The organism is Halomonas halmophila (assembly GCF_006540005.1).
Lineage (GTDB): Bacteria > Pseudomonadota > Gammaproteobacteria > Pseudomonadales > Halomonadaceae > Halomonas > Halomonas halmophila.
The window spans coordinates 25,698-50,151 of record NZ_BJOC01000022.1 but is presented as its reverse complement, the minus strand read 5'-3'; the positions used below and the strand labels follow the sequence as shown (position 1 = coordinate 50,151).

Genomic DNA, 24,454 nt, shown 5'->3' with positions numbered 1-24,454 from the left:
CCGCACCCGGCCCCAGATCGGCTAGATGATGGAGGCAAGGCGCCAGCGACGCGCTTCGGCGGCCTGGCTCAGCTCCTCGGCCAGGCGCTCGTGAAGCGTCTCGGCGTCCAGGCGCGCGTGAGGTTCCAGCCCGTAGCGCGACAGGTCACGAATACGCCCACGCCCGACACGCAACAGCTCGACCGCACGCGACAGCGCCGGCTGGTCCTCGCGATAGCGAATCCGGTGGCGGTCGAGCTGTGCCTGCAAGGCCACGGCGTCAACCACTCGTAGATGGCGGCTCGCGACGCTCGCCCGCAAGGCATCCAGCTCGGCCATGCGATCACCGCGCTGGCCGGCTTCGAGTGCCGGCCAGTCACGAATCTCGTCATCGACTCGCTGGCAGCCACGACACACCCGGTCGCCGAGCGTTGTCGAGCAGACACCGACACAGGGTGACACCACGCGCCCGGACATCGCAGACCCTCCCTCGATGGGTCGCTATGGTAACGCGATAACGTCCGTCTGGCACCCCGTGCGGGCCATTAACAGCGCGTCGTTGACCAAAGTTCAAAGCCCGCCATCACGGGCCTTCTTAACATTGTCGACAGTTTCTTCTAGAATATTGCGACCGATGACTGCGACGTCCAAGTGCCGACCCACCCCTGTCGGGCCCGCTGCCCGCCAGACCGAGAGCGTCGGCCGCCATAACCAATGAGGGCCACCACGTGCTTGAAGCCTATCGCCAACATGTCGAGGAACGTGCCCGGGACGGCGTTCCGCCGAAGCCGCTGAATGCCGAGCAGACGGCCGCCCTGGTCGAACTGCTGAAAAACCCGCCGGCCGGCGAGGAAGAGCTCATTCTCGACCTGCTGACCAACCGCGTTCCCCCCGGCGTCGATGAGGCCGCCTACGTCAAGGCCGCCTTCCTCACCGCCATCGCCAAGGGCGAGGCCACGTCCCCGCTGATCGACAGGATCCACGCCGTCAAGCTGCTCGGCACCATGCAGGGCGGCTACAACATCGTCTCGCTGGTCGAACTGCTCGATGACGCGGCACTGGCCACTGAGGTCGGCGAACAGCTCAAGCACACGCTGTTGATGTTCGATGCCTTCCATGACGTGGAAGAGCGCGCCAAGACCGGCAATGAGGTCGCCAGGGACATCATCCGCTCCTGGGCCGAGGCCGAATGGTTCCTGTCGCGGCCAGCACTGGCCGAGAAGATCACCCTGAGCGTCTTCAAGGTGCCCGGCGAGACCAACACCGATGACCTCTCGCCGGCGCCGGATGCCTGGTCACGTCCCGACATTCCGCTGCACGCCAATGCCATGCTCAAGAACGAGCGTGATGGCATCGAGCCGGTCGAGCCCGGCAGCACCGGCCCGCTCAAGCAGATCGCGGACGTCCGCGCCCAGGGCTTCCCGGTCGCCTACGTGGGTGATGTGGTCGGCACCGGTTCCTCGCGCAAGTCGGCCACCAACTCCGTGCTCTGGTACTTCGGCGACGACATCCCCAATGTCCCCAACAAGCGCGCCGGCGGCTTCTGCTTCGGCGGCAAGATCGCGCCCATCTTCTTCAATACCATGGAAGATTCCGGCGCCCTGCCCGTCGAGATGGATGTCGAGAAGCTCGAGATGGGCGATGTCATCGACGTCTACCCGTATGAAGGCAGGGTCTGCCGTCACGGCACCGACGAAGTCCTGACCACCTTCGAACTCAAGACGCAGCTGCTGCTCGACGAGGTGCGTGCCGGCGGCCGCATTCCGCTGATCATCGGCCGCGGCCTGACCGCCAAGGCACGCGACCACCTGGGGCTCGAACCGTCCGAGGTCTTCCGCCGCCCGGAACAGCCGGCGGACAGCAACAGTGGCTTCACCCTGGCACAGAAGATGGTCGGCAAGGCCTGCGGCATGGAAGGCGTGCGTCCCGGCATGTACTGCGAGCCGAAGATGACTACCGTCGGTTCCCAGGACACCACCGGCCCGATGACCCGCGACGAACTCAAGGACCTGGCCTGCCTGGGCTTCCAGTCCGACCTGGTGATGCAATCCTTCTGCCACACCAGCGCCTATCCCAAGCCGGTGGACGTGGAAACCCACCACACCCTGCCCGACTTCATCATGAACCGTGGCGGCGTCTCCCTGCGCCCCGGCGACGGCATCATCCACAGCTGGCTCAACCGCATGCTGCTGCCCGACACCGTGGGTACCGGCGGCGATTCCCACACGCGCTTCCCGATGGGCATCTCCTTCCCGGCGGGTTCCGGGCTGGTGGCCTTCGCCGCCGCCACCGGCGTCATGCCGCTGGACATGCCGGAATCCGTGCTGGTGCGCTTCAAGGGCAAGCGCCAGCAGGGTGTCACCCTGCGTGACCTGGTCCATGCGATCCCCTACTACGCCATCCAGCAGGGCCTGCTGACCGTCGAGAAGTCCGGCAAGAAGAACGCCTTCTCCGGCCGCATCCTGGAAATCGAAGGCCTCGAGGATCTCACCGTCGAACAGGCCTTCGAGCTTTCCGATGCCTCCGCCGAGCGCAGTGCCGCCGGTTGCACCATCACGCTCTCCGACGACAGCGTCAGCGAATACCTCAAGTCCAACGTCACCTTACTCAAGTGGATGATCGCCAACGGCTACGGCGACAAGCGGACCATCGAACGCCGTATCCTGGCCATGCAGGAATGGCTGGATAACCCCAGCCTGATGCGTGCCGACAAGGACGCCGAGTACGCCGAAGTCATCGAGATCGACCTCGACCAGCTCGACCAGCCGGTCCTCTGCGCGCCCAACGACCCGGACGACGCCCGCCTGCTCTCCGATGTCGCCGGCCGCTCCATCGACGAGGTCTTCATCGGCTCGTGCATGACCAACATCGGTCACTTCCGTGCCGCCGGCAAACTGCTCGAGAAGCAGCCCGCCGGCAGCCTGAAGACCAAGCTGTGGCTCGCCCCACCGACCAAGATGGACCAGCACCAGCTCACCGAGGAAGGCTACTACGGCATCTATGGCCGCGCCGGCGCGCGCATGGAAATGCCCGGCTGCTCACTGTGCATGGGTAACCAGGCGCGCGTCGCCGCCAAGAGCACCGTGGTCTCCACCTCGACGCGCAATTTCCCCAACCGTCTGGGTGACGGCGCCGATGTCTTCCTGGCCTCGGCCGAGCTGGCTGCCGTCTCCGCCGTCGAGGGTCGTCTGCCGAGTGTCGACGAGTACCGTCGTTACATGGCAGAATTCGATGCCATGGCAGGCGAGATCTACCGTTACATGAACTTCCACGAGATCGAGGAGTTCCAGAACGCCGCCTCCAACGTGATTCCGGTGGCCCAGGAGGCCTGAGGAATCAGTACGCTCGACTCCGATGCTCGCAACATCGAAGGCCGCGACGCCCCGGCGTCGCGGCCGGAGCCGATGACAGAAGCGCCCCACGGGGCGCTTTTTTTATGTCTGGCCTGCCCCTTTGTACCCACCAAGGGAGCATTTTCCTTGTCGCCGGCTGTGGCATCATCGGGGCTTCACGCATCATGAGGAGGCCGCCCACCATGACGACCATCATCACCCCCGATATCTGCGATGAATATCCTGAAGTCGCCGTGCTCGACCCCATACTGCTGAATGTCGGTGGCATCGAGGCCTTCGGCGGGCCGGTGCGCACCGTCAAATGCTTCGAGGACAATTCGCTGGTCAAGCAGGCCATCGACGAGCCCGGCGAAGGTGCCATCCTGGTGGTCGATGCCGGCGGCTCCACCCGCTGTGCCATGCTCGGCGACATGCTGGCCGAAAAGGCCGCCGGCAATGGCTGGGCCGGGGTGATCATGTACGGCTGCGTGCGTGACGTCGACGAACTGGCCGAGACCGAACTGGGCATCCAGGCGCTGGCCACTCATCCGCGCAAGAGCGATAAGCGTGGTGAAGGTCAGCGCGATATCCCCGTCACCTTCGGCGGTGTGACCCTCTCACCCGGCCAGTGGTTGTATGCCGACAACAACGGTGTCGTGATCAGCGAGCGCCAGCTTTCGCTGGGTTGAGACGGGTTTGCCAGGAAATCGGGCACAGTGTCAGGCTGCTTTGACACTGGGTCAGGGACTCGGCATTGTCCGAAAACTATCTGCGCTCGGTTATACGGCGTTGAAAATCTTCTCGCGCGCGAGTCCGATCAAAATGCTCATTTACTCCTTGTAAACTTCGCGTTTTCGTAGATTTTCGCCTTGTCTAACCTTCGCTCGTCGACTTTTTAGACAGTGCCTAGCTGGGCTCAGTCCCGGGCCTTGTCTGCGCGATAACAGCGCCACCAGGCCAGCCCCCCGATCAGGGTGATGCCGGCCAGACCGGCGGCACCCAGGCCGATAACCTCCACCAGCCGATGATACGCCGCCGGCGCCGAACCCGGCCGCGCAGCCATGCCGAATTCCGCTAGCCGGGCTCCGCCATAAAGCAGGCCGGCCACCAGCGCCAGCGACCAGGTCGCAGCCAGGGGCGCCAGGGCGCGGGTCAGCTTCCAGGGCTCGCTGGGTGTCCGATCCCGACCGCGCTGCGACGCTGACCGCTCTCCGGCCTTTTGTGAGGTCGCTTTTTGTGAAGTCGCTTTCGAGGCCGAGGCCTTGCCGGATTTCGCCTTGTCGGCCTGGTCAAGCTTGAGCTTTTCCTGCTTCGGCCGTGAATGGGCCCGGGTCGAACGCCCGCTCGAACCCCGGGCCTGCTGACGGCCCCGCGACAGGCCCAGCCGGCGGCCCAGCCAGCGCAGGCATCGCCACAGGGTCCAGCCCGCCAGCACACTCAGTGACAGGGCCAGGCCCCCCATCACCACAAAATACGTCATCGCGCGAGTCCTTGATCAGGATAGACGCGACATGGTGCCAAAAACCCGCGTCGATGTGGACCTCCGGGCGCTGCACGCGCAAACGCGTGACACCCGGCAAGCCGGGTGTCACGAGCGTCCTTCAGGGCGAGCAGAGCGTTCAGCCCAGTTTCTCGCCTGCCAGCATGAACCAGGTCTCCAGCACCGCATCCGGATTCAGGGACACCGAGTCGATGCCCTGCTCCATCAGCCACTTGGCCAGATCGGGATGGTCCGACGGGCCCTGGCCGCAGATGCCCACGTACTTGCCCTGGGCCTTGCACGCCTGGATGGCCATGGCCAGCAGCTTCTTCACGGCCGGATTGCGCTCCTCGAAGTGGTGCGCCACGATCCCCGAGTCGCGATCCAGCCCCAGGGTCAGCTGGGTCAGGTCGTTGGAACCGATGGAGAAGCCGTCGAAGTACTGCAGGAACTCATCGGCCAGCAGGGCGTTGGCCGGCAGCTCGCACATCATGATGACCTTGAGGTTGTCACGACCGCGCTCCAGGCCATTGGCCGCCAGCAGGTCGACGACTTCCTTCGCCTCTTCGGTGGTCCGCACGAAGGGCACCATGATCTCGATGTTGTCGAGACCCATTTCATCACGCACCCGCTTGAGTGCCCGGCACTCCAGTTCGAAGCAGGGGCGGAAGGCCTCGGAGAGATAGCGCGCGGCACCGCGGAAGCCGAGCATGGGGTTTTCTTCCCCCGGCTCGTAGAGCTTGCCGCCGATCAGGTTCTCGTACTCGTTGGACTTGAAGTCCGACAGGCGCACGATCACCCGTTCGGGATAGAAGGATGCCGCCAGGGTCGAGATGCCCTCGACCAGCTTGTCGACGTAGAAGCTCACCGGATCATCATAGCCGGCCGTGCGCAGATCGATCGTCTGCTGCAGATCGGTGGTCTGCTTGTCGTATTCCAGCAGTGCCTTGGGGTGCACACCGATCATGCGGTTGATGATGAACTCCAGGCGTGCCAGGCCGACCCCCGCATTCGGCAGGCTGGCAAAACTGAAGGCGCGATCCGGATTGCCCACGTTCATCATGATCTTGAAGGGAATTTCGGGCATCGCATCGACACTGGTGACGTTGCGATCGAACTCCAGCAGCCCCTCGTAGACATGGCCGGTATCCCCCTCGGCGCAGGAGACCGTCACCTCCTGGCCATCGCTCAGGGCAGCCGTGGCATCTCCGCAGCCCACCACGGCCGGGATCGCCAGCTCACGGGCGATGATCGCCGCGTGGCAGGTACGTCCACCGCGGTTGGTGACGATGGCCGAGGCCCGCTTCATGATCGGCTCCCAATCCGGGTCCGTCATGTCAGTCACCAGCACATCACCGGCATTGACCTTGTACATATCATCCGGCGCATCCACGACCTTGACCTCACCACGCCCGATGCGCTGACCGATGGCGCGGCCGGTCACCAGGGTGCGGCCCTTTTCCTTGAGCTGGAAACGCTCGAGCTTGCCGCCTTCCTGCTGGGATACCACGGTCTCGGGGCGCGCCTGCACGATGTAGAGGGCACCATCATCACCATCCAGGGCCCATTCGATATCCATGGGTCGGCCATAGTGCTTCTCGATGGTCACCGCCTGACGCGCCAGCGACATGATCTGGTCGTCATTGATACAGAAACGCGCACGGTCGGCGAAGGGCACATCCACGGTTTCCACCGACTTGCCGGCACTGGCGTCTTCGGTGTAAATCATCTTGATCAGCTTGGAGCCCAGGTTGCGACGCAGCACCGCCGGCCGCCCCGCCGCCAGGGTCGGCTTGTGCACATAGAATTCATCGGGATTGACCGCACCCTGTACCACGGTTTCGCCGAGGCCCCAGGAAGCCGTGACGAAGACCGCATCGCGGTAGCCGGACTCGGTATCCAGGGTGAACATCACGCCGGAGGCCCCGGTCTCGGAACGCACCATCTTCTGGATACCCGCCGACAAGGCGACATTCTCGTGAGGGTAGCCACGGTGCACGCGGTAGGAAATGGCCCGGTCGTTGAACAGCGAAGCGAAGACCTCATGCACGGCACGCTTGATGTTGTCGAAGCCTTCGATGTTGAGGAAGGTCTCCTGCTGCCCGGCGAAGGAGGCATCCGGCAGGTCCTCGGCGGTAGCCGAGCTGCGCACCGCCACCTTGAGATTGGGGTGACGCGCCTGCAGCTGCTCGTAGCTCTCGCGCAACGCCTGCTCGAAGGCCGGCGGCAAGGGCGTGTCGATCACCCACTGACGAATCTCCGCCCCGGCCTCGGCCAGCGCATTGACATCATCCACGTCCAGCTTGGCGAGACGCTGGTTGATGCGCTCGTTCAGGCCTTCGTGAGACAGGAACTCGCGGTAGGCGTGGGCCGTGGTCGCGAACCCGCCCGGCACGGTGACACCGGCACCGGCCAGGCCGGAAATCATTTCGCCGAGCGAGGCATTCTTGCCCCCGACTCGCTCGACATCGTTCATGCCCAACTCTTCGAACCACAGAATATTATCGTCCACGCAACCCCCTGGATGTCGACGCAAGAAAGTCCATGACACAGCGTCATGAATGGATGATCGCGACTCTACCAGCGGCCTTCCATATTCGCCATTGGTCTAACATCGAAGTCACTGGAGGTTTTTTACAACATTCGTCGAAATGGCTGGGGTTATGTAGTCGCGAGCGGCGAGCTGCAGGCAGTGAAGTGTGAAGTGTGAAGTGTGAAGTGTGAGGTGTGAGGTGTGAGGTGTGAGGTGTGAGGTGTGAGGTGTGAGGTGTGAGGAACAGGCTATGGGCGGCGACCTGTAGAGCCAAACGCGCGGTGGCAACATTCTGCTCGTTTCTCGTTTCTCGTTTCTCGTTTCTCGTTTATCGCGTCGCGTCTCGCGGCTCGCTAGCCGGCAGGACCGCTTGTGCAATCCCTCTCGGCAACTGACAATGCTCGCAACCTCCACCTGGCGTCGAGAGTCACATGACACGTACCGCTTTCTTCATATCCGATGGCACCGGCATCACCGCCGAGAGCCTGGGCCGCAGCCTGCTGGCGCAGTTCGAGAACGTCGAGATCAGGATGATCACCAAGCCGTACATCGACAGCGTCGACAAGGCGCATCAGTTGGCGGCGGTCATCGCCTCCACGGCGGCCCGTGACGGGGAAAAGCCGATCATCATCGACACCGTGGTCGACAGCGAAATCCGCGAGGTCATCCGCGAAGCACCGGGCTTCAAGGTCGATATCTTTTCCACCTTCCTGGAGCCGCTGGAACAGGAGCTGGCGACCCATTCCTCCTACAGCGTGGGGCGGACCCACGCCATCGGTAGCGACGATGTCTACATGGACCGCATTCACTCGGTGCATTTCGCCCTGGACAACGACGACGGCGCCCGTACCCACCAGTACGACCAGGCCGACATCATCCTGGTCGGCGTCTCGCGCTGCGGCAAGACCCCCTCCTCGCTCTACCTGGCCCTGCAGTTCGGCATCCGCGCCGCCAACTACCCCCTTACCGAAGACGACCTGGACGAAAGCGGCAAGCTCAAGCTGCCGAAGGTGCTGGAACAGCATCGCCACAAGCTGTTCGGCCTGACCATCGACCCCCGCCGGCTGGCGGCCATTCGTCACGAACGCCGCCCCAACAGCCGCTACAGCTCCATGGACCAGTGCGTTCAGGAAGTCACCCAGGCCGAAGCGTTGTATCGGCGCATGCATATCCCCTTCATCGACACGACCCGCTTCTCGGTGGAAGAGATCTCGACACGCATGATCGCCGAAACCGGCATCAACCGACGCTTCTCACCGCGCTGAACGGTGTGAGGCGTGAGGCGTGAGGTGTAAGGCGACAAGCTTGGGGCTTGGGGGTTTCTTCCAGCTTCCAGCTTCCAGCTTCCAGCTTCTTTCTTCCCTCTTACCTCTTCCCTCTTCTCCGCTCGCACTTCGTTTACAAATGGTAAAAAATCGCATTCGCGTCCTTATCCGATATTGGTTATCATTACGCCACCAGTCAGCGTATCTGCCAATAACCAAAAGGACTTCCTTATGCCGACTCGTTTCGTCCAGCGCCCGCTGCGCCGTGCCGTACTGCTAGCCGCCCTGTTCCCGGCGTCCGCCATGGCCAGTCAGGGCGATGTCACCGCCGAGCAGGTCGTCGGCCACTATGCCGATCTGGCACATGCCAACTTTGACGATGCCCTGGGAGCGGCCCGCACCCTCGATGAGCGCATCGATGCCCTGCTCGACAACCCCAGCCAGGAAACCCTTCAGGCCGCCCGCGATGCCTGGCGGCAGGCGCGCATTCCCTACATGCAGACCGAGGTCTTCCGCTTCGGCAACCCAGTGGTGGACAACTGGGAAGGTCAGCTCAACGCCTGGCCACTGGATGAAGGCATGATCGACTATGTGAAGAGCGACGATTACCATCACGAGCTCGGCAATGCCGGCGCCACGGCCAACATCATCGCCAACCAGAGCATCCAGGTGGGTGGCAAGAAGGTGGATGTCAGCGAGCTGACGCCCGAACTGCTCGCCGGCCTCAACGAGATCGGTGGCTCCGAGGCCAACGTGGCCAGCGGCTACCATGCCATCGAATTCCTGCTTTGGGGCCAGGACCTCAACGGCTTCGACGCTGGTCATGGAAATCGCCCCGCCAGCGACTTCATGAGCGGTGAAGACTGCACTCACGGCAACTGCGAGCGCCGTGGCCATTATCTGGAAGCCGCTTCCCAGCTGCTGATCAACGACCTCGAGTGGATGGTGGCGCAGTGGGCGCCACAGAAGAAAGACAACTATCGCCAGACGTTGCTGGCCAGATCTCCGCAGGAAGGTCTGCGGCGCATGCTGTTCGGCATGGGCTCACTGTCGCTCGGCGAACTGGCAGGCGAGCGCATGAAGGTCGCCCTGGTGGCCAATTCCGTCGAGGACGAACACGACTGCTTCAGCGACAACACCCACAACTCCCACTACTTCAACGGTCAGGGCATACACAACATCTACACCGGCCGCTATGAACGGCTGGACGGCAGCACTCTCGAAGGCCCGGCGCTGGCCGACCTGCTCACCAGCCAGAATGCCGAACTGGCTGCCACCCTGTCCGAGCGGCTGGACGCCAGCATGCAACAACTCGGCGAGATCAAGAACGCCGCCGAGGCCGACGAGAGTCCGATGTACTTCGACATGATGATCGCCCCGGGGAACGAGAAAGGCGCCGAACTGGTCAACAGCGCCATCGCCTCGCTGGTCAAGCAGACCGGCACCATCGAAAAGGCTGCCGGCGCCCTTGGCGTGGATTCACTGCAACCGGATGATGCCGGCCACAAATTTTAACTGATCGCGTCACCTGCAGGCAGGTGACGTCTGCACCATCCTCGCCGCCGGTAACGGCGGCGTTCTCGTTACCACAAGGCAGGAAGAAGATGCCCCGGCTTGAACGCAAAACAGGCTTGCAGCGGCAGCACGGGCTCGGCATGGCCAGCCTGCTGATTGTCTACCTCACCGGTCCGGCACAGGCCTCGGACGATACCTCCTCGCCGCTTCAGCAGACGCCTGACACCGGCGGGCAGGGCTCGGTCGAGCAGTTCGATCACAACGCCTACTCCCTGCCTCTGGACAACATGTCGATGACCCAACGGCTCGACTTCAGCGTCGGCAACAGCTTCTTTCGCAACCCCTGGGTCGAGGCGCCGGCCAGCACCGAGGCACGCGACGGCCTGGGGCCGCTCTTCAATACCAACAGCTGTCAGGGCTGCCACATCAAGGATGGGCGCGGTCACCCACCAAGCGGCGATGAATCCTCCGTCTCGCTGTTCCTGCGCCTCTCCTTGCCGGACGCCGGCGCAACCGACCAGACCCTGAAGCAACGCGGCGTGCACCCGGCGCCGACCTATGGCACTCAGTTGCAGACAGCCGCCATCACCGGCGCCGAGCCGGAAGGCAACCTAGTGTTGACCTACACTGAACGCCCGGTCGAGCTGGCAGGCGGCGAAACCGTCAGCCTGCGCAAACCACACTATGCCATCGAGACGCCGGGTTACGGGCCGCTACCCGACAACCTGCTTACCTCGCCACGCGTGGCGCCGCCGATGATCGGCCTGGGCCTGCTCGAGACACTCCCCGCCGAGGCCCTCGAAGCCGCGGCTGATCCCCACGACGCCGATGGCGACGGCATCTCGGGGCGCGTCAACCGCGTCTGGGACATCCGCAAGGAGAAGACCGTGGTGGGTCGCTTCGGCTGGAAAGCCGGCGAACCCAGCATAGAGCAGCAGAGCCTGCATGCCTTCGCCGGCGACATGGGGTTGACCTCTAACCTGGTGCCCACCACCGACTGCATGCCCAGCCAGGAGTGCGAACGCTTCCCGCATGGCGGCGAGGCGGAAGTCAGCGACAAGGTGGCACGCTTCATCACCTTCTACGCCGGCAGCCTCGCCGTGCCTCAGCGGCGTAACCTCGACGACCCCGAGGTTCAGGCCGGTGCCCGGATCTTCAACGACATCGGCTGCGCCAGCTGTCACACCCCGCGCCACCAGACACCCCAGAACACCGAACGCGCCGCCCTGGCCGACCAGACCATCTGGCCCTACAGCGACCTGCTGTTGCACGACATGGGCAAGGCACTGGCCGACCATCGACCGGAATTCGCGGCCAGTGGCCGGGAGTGGCGTACTCCGCCACTCTGGGGCATCGGCCTGACCCACAAGGTCAACCCTCGCGCCGGCTTCCTGCACGACGGCCGCGCCCGCACCCTGGAAGAAGCCATCCTCTGGCACGGCGGCGAAGCCAAGGCCAGCGCCGCGGCCTATCGGCAGCTGCCGGCGGAAAAGCGCCAGGCGCTGATTCGGTTTCTCGAATCCCTGTGAAGGACCCCTGATGATGACACCACGCCTATTCAAGCAGCTTGGCCGGCTCGGTCTGGCTGCCCTCACCCTGGCCAGCGCCTCGCTGCTGGCCGATGACACCTCGCCCCAGGCCAGGGAGCACTGGCACCAGGCCATCGAGCAGCGTTATGGCGCCCTGAATGACGCCAGTGAACGCCTGGAGGCCAGTGCCGAACGCTTCTGCAACAATGCCAGCGACGCCCACCGCCAACGGCTCACCCGGGACTGGATGGAGGCCTGGCAGGCCTGGCAGGCCGTTCGTTTTGTCGACTTCGGGCCCATCGAACAGAACAGCCGTGCCTGGCAGATGCAATTCTGGCCCGACCGCAAGAACCTCGTCGGCCGCAAGATGCAGTCCTGGCTCGCCAGGGAAGAGGCGCCCACCGCCGAGCAGATCGCCGAGGACAGCGTCGCCTCCCAGGGCTTTCCGGCCCTGGAGTACCTGCTGTTCGATGACAGCATGCAGGGCACGGATGCCCTGGCGCAGCCGATTGCCTGCGGCCTGATGAGCGCCATTACCACCCATCTGGCCGATACCGCCGGTGCCCTGCAACGCGACTGGCAGCGCTTCGGCGACCATTATCGGGGCACTCAGAGTTACACCACCGCCACCCTGCATGGCGCCCTGCTCGCCCTGGAAACCCTGGAGACCAAGCGACTCGGCGAGCCCATGGGGCTGACCGGCGGCAGTGCCAATGGCTACCTGGCCGAAGCCTGGCGCAGCGAGCGCTCCGTGCGCTTGATCGAGGCCAGCCTGCGTGGCCTGGAAGACACCTTCCTCCCTGGCCTCAGGACCCTGCTCAACGCGCGCGGCAAGCCAGAGCTGGCCGCCGAGTTCGGCGCCGGACTGGACAGGGCACGCCAGGGCGCCGCCGAGATGGCGGCAGGCGTGGCACCCGCGCTCGACGACCGCGACCGCTTTCGAGCCCTCCAGGGTCTGTATGTCCAGGTCGGCCAGTTGCGCCACCAGCTCGAGACCATCGGCCGCGAATTGGGCATGGTACGCGGCTTCAATTCCAGCGATGGAGACTGAGTCATGCAGCGCCGCACCCTGCTCAAGAACGGACTTCTCGGTCTCGGCGCCATGAGCCTGCCCTCTCTGAGCTGGGGGCTGCCCGGCCGTGAAGACGCCGAATGGTTGTTCAGTGCCGCCGATGACGCCGAAGGCCGGCACTATATCCAGGCCTTCGCCCCCGGCCGCAAGCAGGCCTATCGCATTGCCGTCTCGGAGCGGTGCCATGGTGGCTGTTTGCGCCCCGACAGCGCCCAGGCCGTGCTCTTTGCCCGCCGTCCCGGGCGCTCACTGCATGTCATTGACGGCGACGCCAGGGCCGAAATCCGGCGCATCGACGCCGGCGACGGCTTTCACTTCTATGGGCATGGCGTCTTCGACGCCGACGGCCATCACCTGTATGTCACGGCCAATCGCATCGACGACGCCGCCGGCCTGGTGCGTGTCTACGATGCCAGAGCGGATTATCGCCACCTCGCCGACATGCCGCTGGATGGCATCGGGCCCCACGAATTGCGCCTGATGCCGGACGGACAGACCCTGGCCGTGGCCCTGGGCGGCATTCGCACCCACCCGGACTACGGGCGGGCCAAGCTCAACCTGGACGACATGGAGCCGGCATTGCTGCTGATGGACCGCCGCGACGGCGAGATCCTGGCACGCCACCGGCCCAGCCACCATCAGCTCAGTTGCCGGCACCTGGATGTCGGTACCGATGGCACCGTGGTCGCCGGTTATCAATACCAGGGTCCGGAGTGGGAACGGCGTCCGCTGATCGCTCGTCTATCAGCCGACGGTGACTTCTCGGAAATCGCGCTTCCCGACGACTTGACCGCCGAGCTGCGCCAGTACACCGCCAGCATCGCCCTCTCGCGTCGATCACCGCTTGCCCTGGTGACGGCCCCACGCGGTCATCGGGTGTTGGTACTCGACAGCCGCCACGGCGAACTGCTCGCCAGCCACGACCTGTCGGATGCCGCCGGCGCGCGCTGTGACGGCCAGGGCGGCTTTCTGGTCTCATCGGGTCGTGGCGGACTGTATCGCCTTGGCGGCGATGGCAGCGCCCCTCAACAGATCCACGACCTGCCGATACGCTGGGACAACCACCTGACCTGAGCGCACCACGCCGCCCGCGCCTCAGCGCACCACGCCGCCAGCGCCTCAGCGCACGATGCCGCGTCGCTTGAGCTCGGCGATCTCCGCGTTCGACAGGCCCATCTCGCCGAGCACGGCATCGCTGTCCTGACCCAGTGTCGGCGGTGGCGTGTCGCTGGTGGAACTCTGGCCATCGAAGCGCAGCGGGTTGGCCACCTGCGGCAGTCGCTGTCCGTCCCGCTCGAGCTCACGACACAATCCTCGGTGTTTAACCTGGGGATCGGCCAGTGCTTCTCTCAGGGTGTTGATCGGCCCCGCCGGGATGCCCGCCACCTCGAGCTCGGCCAGCCAGTCATCGCGGCGACGCGACACCAGCACCCCTTTGATCGCCTCGACCAGAGTCTCGCGATGGGCCACCCGCGCCGCATTGGTAGCAAACCGCGCGTCCTCGGCCCAGGCCGGCTGGCCCAACAGTTCGGCAAGCCGGGCGAACTGGGCGTCATTGCCCACGGTCAGCACCAGATAGCCATCGGCGCAGGCGAAGGCCTGGTAAGGCACGATATTGGGATGGGCATTGCCGTGACGCTGCGGACTGTTGCCGCTGACCAGGGTATTGAGGGCCTGATTGGCCAGGGTCGCGACCTGGACATCCAGCAGGGCCAGATCGATATGCTGCCCGACTCCGGAGTCACGCCGCTCATGCAGGGCGGCCAGCACCCCGATGGTGGCATAGAGCCCGGTCATAACATCGGTGATCGCCACCCCGGTCTTCATCGGCATGCCGTCGGGTTCGCCGCTCAGGCTCATCAGGCCACCCATGGCCTGGATCATGAAGTCATAGCCGGCGCGCCCTGCATAGGGGCCGTCCTGGCCGAAGCCGGTAATCGAACAGGCGATCAGGCGCGGGTTGCGTTCGCGTAGACTGGCCGGATCCAGGCCGTAGCGCGCCAGGCCACCGACCTTGAAGTTTTCCAGCAGCACATCGGCGCCCGCCGCCAGTTCGCGGATCAGTGCCTGGCCATCCGGGGTAGCGATGTCCACCGCCAGCGACCGCTTGCCGCGATTGGCGCACAAGTAGTAGGCGGCCAGCCGCTCGGCATCCGCCTCGCCCTGCCACCAGGGCGGCCCCCAGCCGCGGGTATCATCGCCGCGCTCGGGGTGTTCGATCTTGATGACACGGGCACCGAGATCCGCCAGAAGCTGACCGGCCCAGGGACCGGCCAGCACCCGCGACATATCCAGCACCACGACGCCTGCCAATGGTCCGCTCATCCTGGTTCCTTTTCCTTTCAAAGAGGCTCGACGACAAGCCTACGAGGAGGCGCTATGAACCCATCCATGGGCGCTACCGACGACATCCGTGGCGTCGGACCTCCTCTTCGGCTTGCCCCTCGCTCCCGGCTACAGGCTGCATCGCCCTCCGGACCATACCTCCGGTAACGCTGAACACTGCATGAATCGACGAGTGGCTTGAGGTACACGGGGCGCACCCCACTCACACCTCACTCCTCACACCTCGCCCATCACACCTAACCAGTGAACGCCTGCAGACCGGTCTGCGCCCTCCCCAGAATCAGCGCGTGGACATCATGGGTGCCTTCGTAGGTATTGACCGCTTCGAGGTTCATCACGTGGCGGATCACGTGATATTCGTCGCTGATGCCATTGCCACCGTGCATGTCGCGGGCCTGGCGGGCGATATCCAGCGCCTTGCCGCAGTTGTTGCGCTTGATCAGCGAGATCACCTCGGGCACGAGCTGGCCGTCGTCGATCATGCGACCGGCGCGCAGCGTGCCCTGCAGTCCCAGGGCGATCTCGGTCTGCATGTCGGCGAGTTTCTTCTGGATGAGCTGGTTGGCCGCCAGCGGACGACCGAACTGCTTGCGTTCCAGGGTGTAGTCGCGGGCGGCGTGCCAGCAGGCCTCGGCGGCGCCCATGCTGCCCCAGGCGATGCCGTAGCGCGCACGATTCAGGCAGGAGAACGGCCCCTTGAGTCCGGTGACGTCCGGCAGGCGCTGTTCATCGCTCACCTCGACATCCTGCATGGCGATCTGCCCGGTGACCGAGGCACGCAGGCTGAACTTGCCGTCGATCCTGGGCGCCGTGAGCCCGGGCATGCCCTTGTCGAGGATGAATCCCCGCACCACGCCTTCCTCGTCCCGCGCCCAGACCACGAAGACATCGGCGATCGGGGAGTTGGTGATCCAGGTCTTGGTACCGTTGAGGCGCCAGCCATGCTCGGTGCGCACCGCTCGGGTCGACATGCTGCCCGGATCGGATCCGTGATCCGGCTCGGTGAGGCCGAAGGCCCCCACCCACTCGCCGGTGGCCAGGTGTGGCAGGTATCTATCCTTCTGGGCCTGGCTGCCGAAGGCATGGATGGGGTACATCACCAGGCTCGATTGCACGCTCATGGCGCTGCGATAGCCGGAATCCACGCGTTCGACCTCGCGGGCGATCAGGCCATAGCTGACATAGTTCATGCCCGCACAGCCATAACCCTCGATGGTGGCCCCCAGCAGGCCCAGCGCGCCCATCTCGGTCATGATCTCGCGGTCGAAGCGCTCGTGACGATTGGCCTCGAGCACGCGTGGCAGCAGCTTGTCCTGACAGTAATCATGCGCCGTCTGCTGGACGAGGCGTTCGTCCTCCTCGAGCTGGTCGACCAGGCGAAAGGGGTCGTCCCAGGTCATGCGGGTAATCTGGCTCATGCGAGGCTCCACATAAAAATATCGATATTTTTATAAAATGTAGACCAAATGAACCGAAAAACCAACCCCTCACCCCGACGGCTCGACTTCGATGCTGCTGGCAAGGATCGCCACTCTGTCAGTCGTCTTCACCGGCACGGTAGAGCTTCTGAATGCTCGAGAAGTCCAGCCTGCCGCTGCCCTGGGCACTGTGCAGAGCGAACAGATTGCGCGCCTGGGAGCCCATGGGCACCGTGGCCCGCGTCTTCTGCGCCAGCTCCCAGGCCAGCCCCAGGTCCTTGGCCATCAGGTCGGTGAGAAAGCCGCCCTGATAATCCCGCGACGCCGCCGATTCCGCCATCACGCCCGGCCACGGGTTGTAGACGTTCAACGCCCAGTTGCCGCCACTGCTCTGCTTCATGATCTCCGACAGTACCGCCGGATCCAGGCCATTCTTCACGCCCAGCGACAGGGCCTCGGCCGTACCGCTCATCAGAATGCCCAGCAGCATGTTGTTACAGATCTTGGCCACCTGGCCATCACCGATATCACCGGCGTGGAAGATATTGCCACCCATGCACTCGAGCACGGGCCTGGCCAGCTCGAAGCCAGCCGCATCGCCGCCGACGATGAAGGTCAGGGTGCCCGCCCGGGCGCCACCGATGCCGCCGGAAACCGGCGCATCCAGGTAGGTCAGGCCACGCTCGCGGGCCGCCTGACCGACCAGGCGCGCATCATCCGGGGAAATCGTCGAAGCATCGATGATCAATGGCTGGTGCGCCAGGGCATCCAGCAGCCCAGGTCCATCGTCACCCAGATAGAGCCGGCGCACATGCTCACCCGCCGGCAGCATCGAGATCACCACCTCGGCCTCGGCACAGGCCGCTGCGGCACTCGCTGCACGTGTCGCCCCCTGCTCTTCCAGGGCCTGCATGGCGCTGGCGACCAGATCATTGACGACGACATCATGCCCGGCGGCCAGCAGGTTGCCGGCCATGGGCATGCCCATGTTGCCCAGTCCGATAAAGGCGATATTCATGGCGTTGCTCCTCGATGTTGGCAGCAGGATGCTGCGCTTCGAATCACTGGCGGATTTCCGCCAAGGCTCCGGTCACACGACGGTCAGCCCAGATCTTTCAAGGGGTGCTCGGCGTCATCCCAGGGAGAGCGCAGAAGAGCTTCGACGTCCGCCGGGGGCACGCTGGCCACGTCGGCATGCGACCAGTGCGGCTGCTTATCCTTGTCGACCAGCAGGGCCCTGACGCCCTCTCCGACATCCCCGTGGTGAGACACCTGGACCGACACGCCGAGCTCATCGCGAAATGCTTCGGCCAGGCTGCTGTGACGATGGCGTTCCAGCATCCGCCACACCAGATGGGCGGTCATCGGGCAGCCCGTGGCCAGCCGCTGGCGGTTGGCAGCGATCCAGGCATCCTCGCTGTCATCATTCAGCACCTGCGTCACGGCTTCGCTGACTGTGCCGCGATCGGTCAGCGCCTGGACATGATCGCGTTGCGCCATGACCTGCCCTTGCGGGGCCTGGCGCCGATCTTCGACACTCGCTACCGCCTCGATCACCGCGCCCCGACAGCCGGCCATGTCGCGCGCTCCGTAATCCGCCTCGGTCAACGCCGCCAGCAGTGCATCACGCCGGTCACGCGGCACGAAGCGATCCGCCAGCCCCAGGTCCAGCATGTCCCGGGCATTGAGCTGCGCTCCCGTCAGGCCCAGATAGGCGCCGATCCCCCTCGGCAGACGGGCCAGCAACCAGCTGGCGCCCACGTCCGGGTACAGGCCTATGGTGATTTCCGGCATGGCCATCAGGCTGGTCTCGGTGACCAGGCGCTGAAAGCCACCGGCCATCAGGCCCACGCCGCCACCCATGATGATGCCGTCGCCCCACACCAGCAGCGGCTTGGGGCAGGTATGCAACCGATGATCCAGCGCATACTCGGCAGCGAAATAGGTCTCGGCAAAGTCGGCACGACTGTCTTCCTGCAGCGATCGATATAGGGCCACCACGTCGCCACCGGCACAGAAGGCCTTGCCGCCGGCCCCTTCCAGCCAGATGGCCACTACGGCGTCATCCTGCTCCCAGGCATCCAGTTGCTCATTCAATAGCCGGATCATCTCCAGCGACAAGGCATTGAGGGCTTTCGGCGCATTCAACCGAGCCAGGCCGAGGCGTCCTCCCCCGCGCGTCGGCCATTCTTCAAAGTGCACCAGGGCTTCACTCATCCGGACTCTCCTGAGAGGGGGTTAAAACGTTATTGAAAGGACTCGATGACACCGTCGGCCAGCAAGCGGCGCGCCACGATCAAACGCATGATCTCGTTGGTGCCCTCGAGGATCTGATGCACCCGCGTATCACGCACCAGACGCTCCAGGGGATACTCACGAATATAGCCATAGCCACCATGCAGTTGCAGGGCCTCGTTGCAGACGTTGAAGCCGGCATCCGTGGCATACCGCTTGGCCATGGCACAGTGCGCCGTGGCCTCCGGGTCCTGTGCATCCAGACGCCAGGCGGCGTGGCGCACCATCAGCCGTGCCGCGGTCAGCTCGCTGGCCATGTCGGCGAGCTTGAACTGCAAGGCCTGAAAGGTCGACAGCTCGCGTCCGAACTGCTTGCGCTGGGCCATGTAGTCACGCGCCAGGGTCAGCGCCTGCTGGGCGGCCCCCAGCGAACAGCTGGCGATGTTCAGGCGGCCGCCATCCAGGCCGCGCATGGCCAGCCGGAAGCCTTCGCCCTCTTCCCCCAGGCGATTGCCGACCGGCACGCGAACATCATCGAAGCTCACCAGACGGGTCGGCTGGCTCTTCCAGCCCATCTTGTCCTCGTTCCTGCCGTACTCGATGCCGGCGGCATCCGCCGGGACCAGCAACGCCGAGATTCCCGTGGCACCACTGTCGGGCTCGCCGGTGCGCGCCATGACCACCAGCATCTGGGTGGCACCGGCGCCGGAGATGAACATCTTGGAGCCATTCAGTACATAGTAATCGCCATCGCGCACCGCCCGGGTCTTGAGGCTCGCCGCATCCGAACCGGCGCCGGGCTCCGTCAGGCAATAGGAGCCCAGCGACTCGCCCGCTATCATCGACGCCAGATGTCTATCACGCAGGCTGTCGCTGCCCCAGCAGGCGACCATCCAGGTCACCATGTTGTGTATGGTCAGATAGGCCGTGGTGGAGACGCAGCCCTGGGCCAGCTGCTCGAAGATCAGGGACGCATCGAGACGCGACAGGCCCAGACCACCCTGCTCCTCGGCAATATAGATGCCCAGAAAGCCGGCCTCTCCGGCGCGCCGAATCACGTCCACGGGAAAATGCGACTCCGCATCCCAGCCGGCGGCATGCTCGCTGAACTCCGCCCGGGCAAAATCCGCAGCCGCATTGGCCAGTGCCTTCTGATCCTCGCTCAGCGCAAAATCCATGGGAACCTCTCACAAGACGACAGGAAACCGGGCGATGACCGCATGGGCGACGCCCGGGCAGGTACTGCCAGGCAGCGAGCCGTTGACGCCCTCGCGCCGTCCGAGACCCATGCCCCGGGCATGCAGCTTCATTTACCCTAGCAGTTGCTTGGTTTATCCCACACCTCACCATGGTCGAACAAGCACTTTACGTAAACGTAAAGCTGATCTAGGCTTTGCGACATATCGGCAAACGCTTCTCCAGGCACCGTCCCGGACGGCGAAGCCTTGAAGCCAGGCCGCTCAGAGGTCAACAGGACACCTACACTCGATGATCGAAGAGACTACCGCAGACAAGCATTCATCAGCCGACCAGGCGACAACCAGCGGCAGCGATGCCGGCAGCCAGGCGCTGCCCCGACAGCAACGCACCTACAGCATCAGCGAGCTGGCCGGCCTCTTCGAGGTCACGCCCCGCACTATCCGCTTCTACGAACAGGAAGGCTTGCTGTCACCCCAGCGTCAGGGCCAGAAACGCATCTACCGCAACAAGGACCGCGTGCGTCTCAAGCTCACCCTGAGAGGCAAGCGCCTCGGCTTCTCACTCGCCGAGATCCGCGAGGTGGTGATGATGTACGACGCCATGCCCGACGGAAACGCCCGACAGCTCAAACGACTCATCGAGATCCTCGAGGAAAAACGCGCCGACCTCGACCGTCAGCAGGAAGACATACGCTTGATGCGATTGGAGATGGACGACGTCGATCAGAAAGCGAGGGAAGCGTTGGGGAAGCTCGACGCCGTAAGCCGTAAGCCGTAAGCCGTAAGCCGTAAGCCGTAAGCCGTAAGCCAAAATGCTGCGACTCATCCCAGCCGGGGCAAGGTTTGACTTATAGCTTACAGCTTATCGCTTACCGCTCCGGGCGAAGCCCGGTTGGTTTTTCTTAAAGCTTACAGCTTAAGGCTTACAGCTCCGGGCGCAGCCCGGGTGAACAACAAATGGAGCCGCCATGTCACGCCGGATCAGTTACGTCAGCGGAGTCAGCGATACCCCACTGAAAGGACAGACCATCGGGGATTGCTTCGACGACACCGTGTCCCGTTTCGGGGATCGGGATGCCTTGATCAGCCGTCACCAGGGGCTGCGCTACAGCTGGCGGGAGCTGCGTGACGAGGTGGATCGGGTGGCGCGGGCGATGATGGCACTGGGCGTGGAGAAAGGCGATCGGGTGGGCATCTGGTCACCCAACTGTGCCGAGTGGGCGATCACCCAGTTCGCCACGGCCAAGCTCGGCGCCATTCTGGTCAATATCAACCCCAGCTACCGGACCCATGAGCTGGAGTACGCGCTGCGGCAGTCCGGCACCTCGACCCTGGTACTGCAGGGCGCCTTCAAGGGGTCGGATTATGTCGCCGCTCTTGCCGAACTGGTACCCGAATTGAACGACGCCAGCGGTGCAGACAGCTGGCAGTCCGAGCGCCTGCCCGAACTGCGCGGCGTCATCTGCCTGGATGCCACTCGTGCCCTGCCCGGCATCCGCTCCTGGCAGACCATGCGCCAGCATGCCGATGACGTCAGCCCCGAGGCACTGGCCGAACGCCAGGCCAGTCTACAGTTCGACGAGCCGATCAACATCCAGTACACCTCGGGCACCACCGGCGCGCCCAAGGGAGCCACCCTCTCGCACCACAACATCCTCAACAACGGCTTCTTCGTGGCCCGCACCATGAAGCTCGACGCCAGCGACCGAATGGTGATCCCGGTCCCGCTCTACCACTGCTTCGGCATGGTGATGGGCAACCTGGGCTGCATGACCCACGGCAGCACCATGATCTACCCGGACCAGGGCTTCGACCCGTTGCTGACGCTTCAGGCCGTCAGCGAAGAAGGCGCCACGGCGCTGTACGGGGTCCCCACCATGTTCATCGCCGAGTTCGAGCACCCCGACTTCGAGCACTTCGACCTCTCGACCCTGCGCACCGGCATCATGGCCGGCTCCATCTGCCCCATCGAGGTCATGCGCCGCGTCATCGAACGCATGCACATGCAGGAAGTGACCATCTGCTACGGCATGACCGAGACCAGCCCGGTGAGCTTCCAAACCAGGACCGACGCCCCGCTCGACAAGCGCGTGACCACCGTCGGCACCATACACCCGCACACCGAAGTCAAGCTGATCAGCCCCGATGACGGCAGCGTGGTGCCGCCCGGCACGCCCGGCGAACTCTGTACCCGGGGCTACAGCGTCATGCTCGGCTACTGGAACAACCCGGACGCCACCCAAGACGCCATCGACCCGGCCGGCTGGATGCACACCGGCGACCTGGCCACCATGGACGACGACGGCTACGTCGCCATTGTCGGACGTATCAAGGACATGATCATCCGCGGCGGCGAGAACATCTACCCCCGCGAAATCGAGGACTTCCTCTACACCCACCCCGCCATCTCCGACGTCCAGATCATCGGCGTGCCCAGCGAGAAGTACGGCGAGGAAATCATGGCCTGGGTCAAGCTCAGCGAAGGCGAATCACTCGACGAAGACGCCCTCAAGGCCTTCTGCCAGGAACGCATCGCCCACTTCAAGATCCCCCGCTACATCAAGTTCGTCGACGAATTCCCGATGACCGTCACCGGCAAGGTGCAGAAGTTCAGGATGCGGGAAGAAGCCGTGGAGGAGTTGGGGTTGTGAAGAGTGAAGAGTGAAGAGTGAAGAGTGAAGAGTGAAGAGTGAAGAGTGAAGAGTGAAGAGTGAAGAGTGAAGAGTGCCAGGCTAGCCCCAGGGGTTGGGGTGTCAAGGTTTTTCTTCACTCTTCAAGGCGCGAAGCGCCGTTCTTCGCTCTTCCAGCGGCGTCAGCCGCGTCCTTCCAGGCGCTCAGCGCCTGGTCAGTGCTCCCTCGTATGATGAAACTTCACGTTCGGCCAGCGTTCCTGAGTCATCTGCAGGTTCACGCGGGTCGGGGCGATGTAGGTCAGGTGGCCGCCGCCGTCGATGGCGAGGTTGGCGCTGGCCTTGCGCTTGAAGTCTTCCAGCATCTTGGGGTCGTCGCACTCGATCCAGCGGGCGGTCTGCACATTGATGCCTTCATAGATGCAGTCGACCTTGTATTCCTGCTTGAGCCGGTGGGCCACCACGTCGAACTGCAGGACACCCACGACGCCGAGGATCAGGTCGTTGTTGTCCAGCGGCATGAACACCTGGGTGGCGCCCTCCTCGGAGAGCTGCTGCAGGCCTTTCTGCAGGGACTTGAGCTTCATCGGGTCGGTGAGACGCACACGCTTGAAAAGCTCCGGGGCGAAGTGGGGAATGCCGGTGAAGCGCATGTTCTCGCCCTGGGTAAAGGTATCGCCGATCTGGATGGTGCCGTGGTTGTGCAGGCCGATGATGTCGCCCGGCCAGGCCTCCTCGACGTGAGCCCGGTCCGATGCCATGAAGGTCAGCGCATCGGCGATCTTGACGTCCTTGCCGATGCGTACATGGCGCATCTTCATGTGGCGTTCGTACTTGCCGGAGCACACCCGCAGGAAGGCCACCCGATCCCGATGGTTGGGGTCCATGTTGGCCTGGATCTTGAAGACGAAGCCGCTGAAGCTGCCATCCTCGGCCTCGACGGTGCGCAGATTGGTGTCGCGCGGCTGCGGAGACGGAGCATACTCGACGAAACCGTCCATCATCTCGCGCACGCCGAAGTTGCCCATGGCGGTGCCGAAATACACCGGCGACAGCTCGCCGCGCAGATAGGCATCGTGGTCGAAGGTGTAGGACGCGCCGCGCACCAGTTCGACCTCCATGCGCAGCTCCTCGGCCGCATCCTCGCCGAGCACCTCATCGACTTCGGGGTTGTCGAGCCCCTCGATGCGGTTGTCCTCGGGGATGCGGTTGCCCTGCCCCTGCTTGTAGAGGTGAATCACGTCATCGTAGAGGTGATAGACCCCCTTGAAGTGGCGCCCCATGCCGATCGGCCAGGTCATCGGGGCGCACTTGATCTTCAGCACTTCCTCGACCTCATCCATCACCTCGATGGGGTCACGGATATCGCGATCCATCTTGTTGATGAAGGTCAGGATCGGCGTCGTCCGCAAGCGACAGACCTCCATCAGCTTGATGGTCCGATCCTCGACACCCTTGGCCCCGTCGATCACCATCAGCGCCGAATCCACGGCGGTCAGCGTGCGGTAGGTGTCTTCGGAGAAATCAGCGTGGCCCGGCGTATCGAGCAGGTTGACGATCCGACCCCCGTAGGGAAACTGCATCACCGAGGTCGTCACCGAGATACCGCGCTCCTGCTCCATCTTCATCCAGTCGGAGGTGGCGTGGCGATCATCCCGCTTGCTCTTCACCGACCCCGCCATCTGGATGGCGTTACCGAACAACAACATCTTCTCGGTGATGGTCGTCTTGCCCGCATCAGGGTGCGAGATGATGGCGAAGGTCCTACGAAGCCCGGTCTCATGGGCCTGCTTGGCATCTGTCATTACTACTCGGCTCTACTTTGTACTAGCCCTGTACTCAATTCTGGAAGCAGCCAGGCGAGTATGGATGAGGTATGCACCAATTGTACCGACAAGCCCGGAACGGTGCTACGCTGCGC

18 protein-coding genes are annotated in these 24,454 nt (G+C 64.0%); 9 read left to right on the top strand and 9 right to left on the bottom strand.

The window, feature by feature from the left end; genetic code table 11:
* Window positions 1–21: 21 nt before the first annotated feature.
* Window positions 22–456, bottom strand: a complete 435-nt coding sequence (locus tag HHA01_RS08740) for a DUF1289 domain-containing protein (protein ID WP_141319791.1) — start codon at window positions 454–456, stop codon at window positions 22–24.
* Between the two features lie 251 nt (window positions 457–707).
* Between HHA01_RS08740 and acnB the strand changes: the two genes are divergently transcribed.
* Complete coding sequence (gene acnB, locus HHA01_RS08735) at window positions 708–3,311, top strand: bifunctional aconitate hydratase 2/2-methylisocitrate dehydratase (RefSeq protein WP_141319789.1); 2,604 nt, start codon at window positions 708–710, stop codon at window positions 3,309–3,311.
* Between the two features lie 203 nt (window positions 3,312–3,514).
* On the top strand, window positions 3,515–4,000 hold the full coding sequence (gene rraA, locus HHA01_RS08730; RefSeq protein ID WP_141319787.1) for a ribonuclease E activity regulator RraA: 486 nt from the start codon (window positions 3,515–3,517) through the stop codon (window positions 3,998–4,000).
* Between the two features lie 227 nt (window positions 4,001–4,227).
* Here the strand turns inward: rraA and HHA01_RS08725 are convergent, their stop codons facing one another.
* Both HHA01_RS08725 and ppsA read right to left on the bottom strand, forming a co-directional pair.
* The gene (locus HHA01_RS08725) at window positions 4,228–4,791 is read right to left on the bottom strand and encodes a hypothetical protein (protein ID WP_141319785.1); all 564 of its coding nucleotides are present in this window, start codon (window positions 4,789–4,791) and stop codon (window positions 4,228–4,230) included.
* 139 nt (window positions 4,792–4,930) lie between these two features.
* Complete coding sequence (ppsA, locus tag HHA01_RS08720) at window positions 4,931–7,303, bottom strand: phosphoenolpyruvate synthase (RefSeq protein ID WP_141319783.1); 2,373 nt, start codon at window positions 7,301–7,303, stop codon at window positions 4,931–4,933.
* Between the two features lie 452 nt (window positions 7,304–7,755).
* Here ppsA and ppsR point away from each other — a divergent pair, with 452 nt between their 5' ends.
* The 5 genes from ppsR to HHA01_RS08695 all read left to right on the top strand — a co-directional run bounded on the left by ppsR (window position 7,756) and on the right by HHA01_RS08695 (window position 13,779).
* Entirely contained in the window at window positions 7,756–8,589 is an 834-nt protein-coding gene (gene ppsR, locus HHA01_RS08715) for a posphoenolpyruvate synthetase regulatory kinase/phosphorylase PpsR (RefSeq protein ID WP_141319781.1), read from the top strand.
* A gap of 231 nt (window positions 8,590–8,820) precedes the next feature.
* Window positions 8,821–10,104 (top strand): imelysin family protein, encoded by a 1,284-nt coding sequence (locus tag HHA01_RS08710; RefSeq protein ID WP_141319779.1) that lies wholly within the window; start codon window positions 8,821–8,823, stop codon window positions 10,102–10,104.
* Between the two features lie 89 nt (window positions 10,105–10,193).
* Complete coding sequence (locus HHA01_RS08705) at window positions 10,194–11,633, top strand: di-heme oxidoreductase family protein (protein WP_218023791.1); 1,440 nt, start codon at window positions 10,194–10,196, stop codon at window positions 11,631–11,633.
* Window positions 11,634–11,643: 10 nt separating this feature from the next.
* On the top strand, window positions 11,644–12,684 hold the full coding sequence (locus HHA01_RS08700) for an imelysin family protein (protein WP_246053856.1): 1,041 nt from the start codon (window positions 11,644–11,646) through the stop codon (window positions 12,682–12,684).
* A 3-nt stretch (window positions 12,685–12,687) separates the two neighbouring features.
* Entirely contained in the window at window positions 12,688–13,779 is a 1,092-nt protein-coding gene (locus tag HHA01_RS08695; RefSeq protein WP_141319778.1) for a DUF1513 domain-containing protein, read from the top strand.
* 45 nt (window positions 13,780–13,824) lie between these two features.
* Here HHA01_RS08695 and HHA01_RS08690 read toward each other — a convergent pair whose 3' ends face one another.
* The 5 genes from HHA01_RS08690 to HHA01_RS08670 all read right to left on the bottom strand — a co-directional run bounded on the left by HHA01_RS08690 (window position 13,825) and on the right by HHA01_RS08670 (window position 19,882).
* Window positions 13,825–15,030 carry a CaiB/BaiF CoA transferase family protein gene (locus HHA01_RS08690; RefSeq protein ID WP_141319776.1) on the bottom strand — a complete coding sequence of 402 codons (1,206 nt, stop codon included), beginning with the start codon at window positions 15,028–15,030 and terminating at the stop codon, window positions 13,825–13,827.
* Between the two features lie 257 nt (window positions 15,031–15,287).
* Window positions 15,288–16,469: an acyl-CoA dehydrogenase gene (locus HHA01_RS08685; RefSeq protein WP_141319774.1), complete on the bottom strand. Its 1,182-nt coding sequence runs from the start codon at window positions 16,467–16,469 to the stop codon at window positions 15,288–15,290.
* Between the two features lie 118 nt (window positions 16,470–16,587).
* Complete coding sequence (mmsB, locus tag HHA01_RS08680; protein WP_141319772.1) at window positions 16,588–17,487, bottom strand: 3-hydroxyisobutyrate dehydrogenase; 900 nt, start codon at window positions 17,485–17,487, stop codon at window positions 16,588–16,590.
* 83 nt (window positions 17,488–17,570) lie between these two features.
* Complete coding sequence (locus HHA01_RS08675; RefSeq protein WP_141319770.1) at window positions 17,571–18,686, bottom strand: enoyl-CoA hydratase/isomerase family protein; 1,116 nt, start codon at window positions 18,684–18,686, stop codon at window positions 17,571–17,573.
* A gap of 29 nt (window positions 18,687–18,715) precedes the next feature.
* A complete protein-coding gene (locus tag HHA01_RS08670) occupies window positions 18,716–19,882 on the bottom strand; it encodes an acyl-CoA dehydrogenase family protein (protein ID WP_141319768.1) in 1,167 nt (388 codons plus the stop codon).
* Window positions 19,883–20,192: 310 nt separating this feature from the next.
* Between HHA01_RS08670 and HHA01_RS08665 the strand changes: the two genes are divergently transcribed.
* The gene (locus HHA01_RS08665) at window positions 20,193–20,681 is read left to right on the top strand and encodes a MerR family transcriptional regulator (protein ID WP_141319766.1); all 489 of its coding nucleotides are present in this window, start codon (window positions 20,193–20,195) and stop codon (window positions 20,679–20,681) included.
* A 190-nt stretch (window positions 20,682–20,871) separates the two neighbouring features.
* Window positions 20,872–22,554: an AMP-binding protein gene (locus tag HHA01_RS08660; RefSeq protein WP_141319764.1), complete on the top strand. Its 1,683-nt coding sequence runs from the start codon at window positions 20,872–20,874 to the stop codon at window positions 22,552–22,554.
* Between the two features lie 194 nt (window positions 22,555–22,748).
* On the opposite strand, the gene HHA01_RS08655 is transcribed toward HHA01_RS08660, so the two are convergent.
* The gene (locus HHA01_RS08655; protein WP_141319762.1) at window positions 22,749–24,338 is read right to left on the bottom strand and encodes a peptide chain release factor 3; all 1,590 of its coding nucleotides are present in this window, start codon (window positions 24,336–24,338) and stop codon (window positions 22,749–22,751) included.
* Window positions 24,339–24,454 lie beyond the last annotated feature (116 nt).

Excerpts from the sequence above, each read along its gene's own strand:
- HHA01_RS08740 (WP_141319791.1), bottom strand. The coding sequence starts at position 456 with ATGTCCGGGCGCGTGGTGTCACCCTGTGTCGGTGTCTGCTCGACAACG.
- rraA (WP_141319787.1), top strand. The coding sequence starts at position 3,515 with ATGACGACCATCATCACCCCCGATATCTGCGATGAATATCCTGAAGTC.
- HHA01_RS08725 (WP_141319785.1), bottom strand. The coding sequence starts at position 4,791 with ATGACGTATTTTGTGGTGATGGGGGGCCTGGCCCTGTCACTGAGTGTG.
- ppsR (WP_141319781.1), top strand. The coding sequence starts at position 7,756 with ATGACACGTACCGCTTTCTTCATATCCGATGGCACCGGCATCACCGCC.
- HHA01_RS08710 (WP_141319779.1), top strand. The coding sequence starts at position 8,821 with ATGCCGACTCGTTTCGTCCAGCGCCCGCTGCGCCGTGCCGTACTGCTA.
- HHA01_RS08705 (WP_218023791.1), top strand. The coding sequence starts at position 10,194 with ATGCCCCGGCTTGAACGCAAAACAGGCTTGCAGCGGCAGCACGGGCTC.
- HHA01_RS08700 (WP_246053856.1), top strand. The coding sequence starts at position 11,644 with ATGATGACACCACGCCTATTCAAGCAGCTTGGCCGGCTCGGTCTGGCT.
- HHA01_RS08695 (WP_141319778.1), top strand. The coding sequence starts at position 12,688 with ATGCAGCGCCGCACCCTGCTCAAGAACGGACTTCTCGGTCTCGGCGCC.
- HHA01_RS08690 (WP_141319776.1), bottom strand. The coding sequence starts at position 15,030 with ATGAGCGGACCATTGGCAGGCGTCGTGGTGCTGGATATGTCGCGGGTG.
- HHA01_RS08685 (WP_141319774.1), bottom strand. The coding sequence starts at position 16,469 with ATGAGCCAGATTACCCGCATGACCTGGGACGACCCCTTTCGCCTGGTC.
- mmsB (WP_141319772.1), bottom strand. The coding sequence starts at position 17,487 with ATGAATATCGCCTTTATCGGACTGGGCAACATGGGCATGCCCATGGCC.
- HHA01_RS08675 (WP_141319770.1), bottom strand. The coding sequence starts at position 18,686 with ATGAGTGAAGCCCTGGTGCACTTTGAAGAATGGCCGACGCGCGGGGGA.
- HHA01_RS08670 (WP_141319768.1), bottom strand. The coding sequence starts at position 19,882 with ATGGATTTTGCGCTGAGCGAGGATCAGAAGGCACTGGCCAATGCGGCT.
- HHA01_RS08665 (WP_141319766.1), top strand. The coding sequence starts at position 20,193 with ATGATCGAAGAGACTACCGCAGACAAGCATTCATCAGCCGACCAGGCG.
- HHA01_RS08660 (WP_141319764.1), top strand. The coding sequence starts at position 20,872 with ATGTCACGCCGGATCAGTTACGTCAGCGGAGTCAGCGATACCCCACTG.
- HHA01_RS08655 (WP_141319762.1), bottom strand. The coding sequence starts at position 24,338 with ATGACAGATGCCAAGCAGGCCCATGAGACCGGGCTTCGTAGGACCTTC.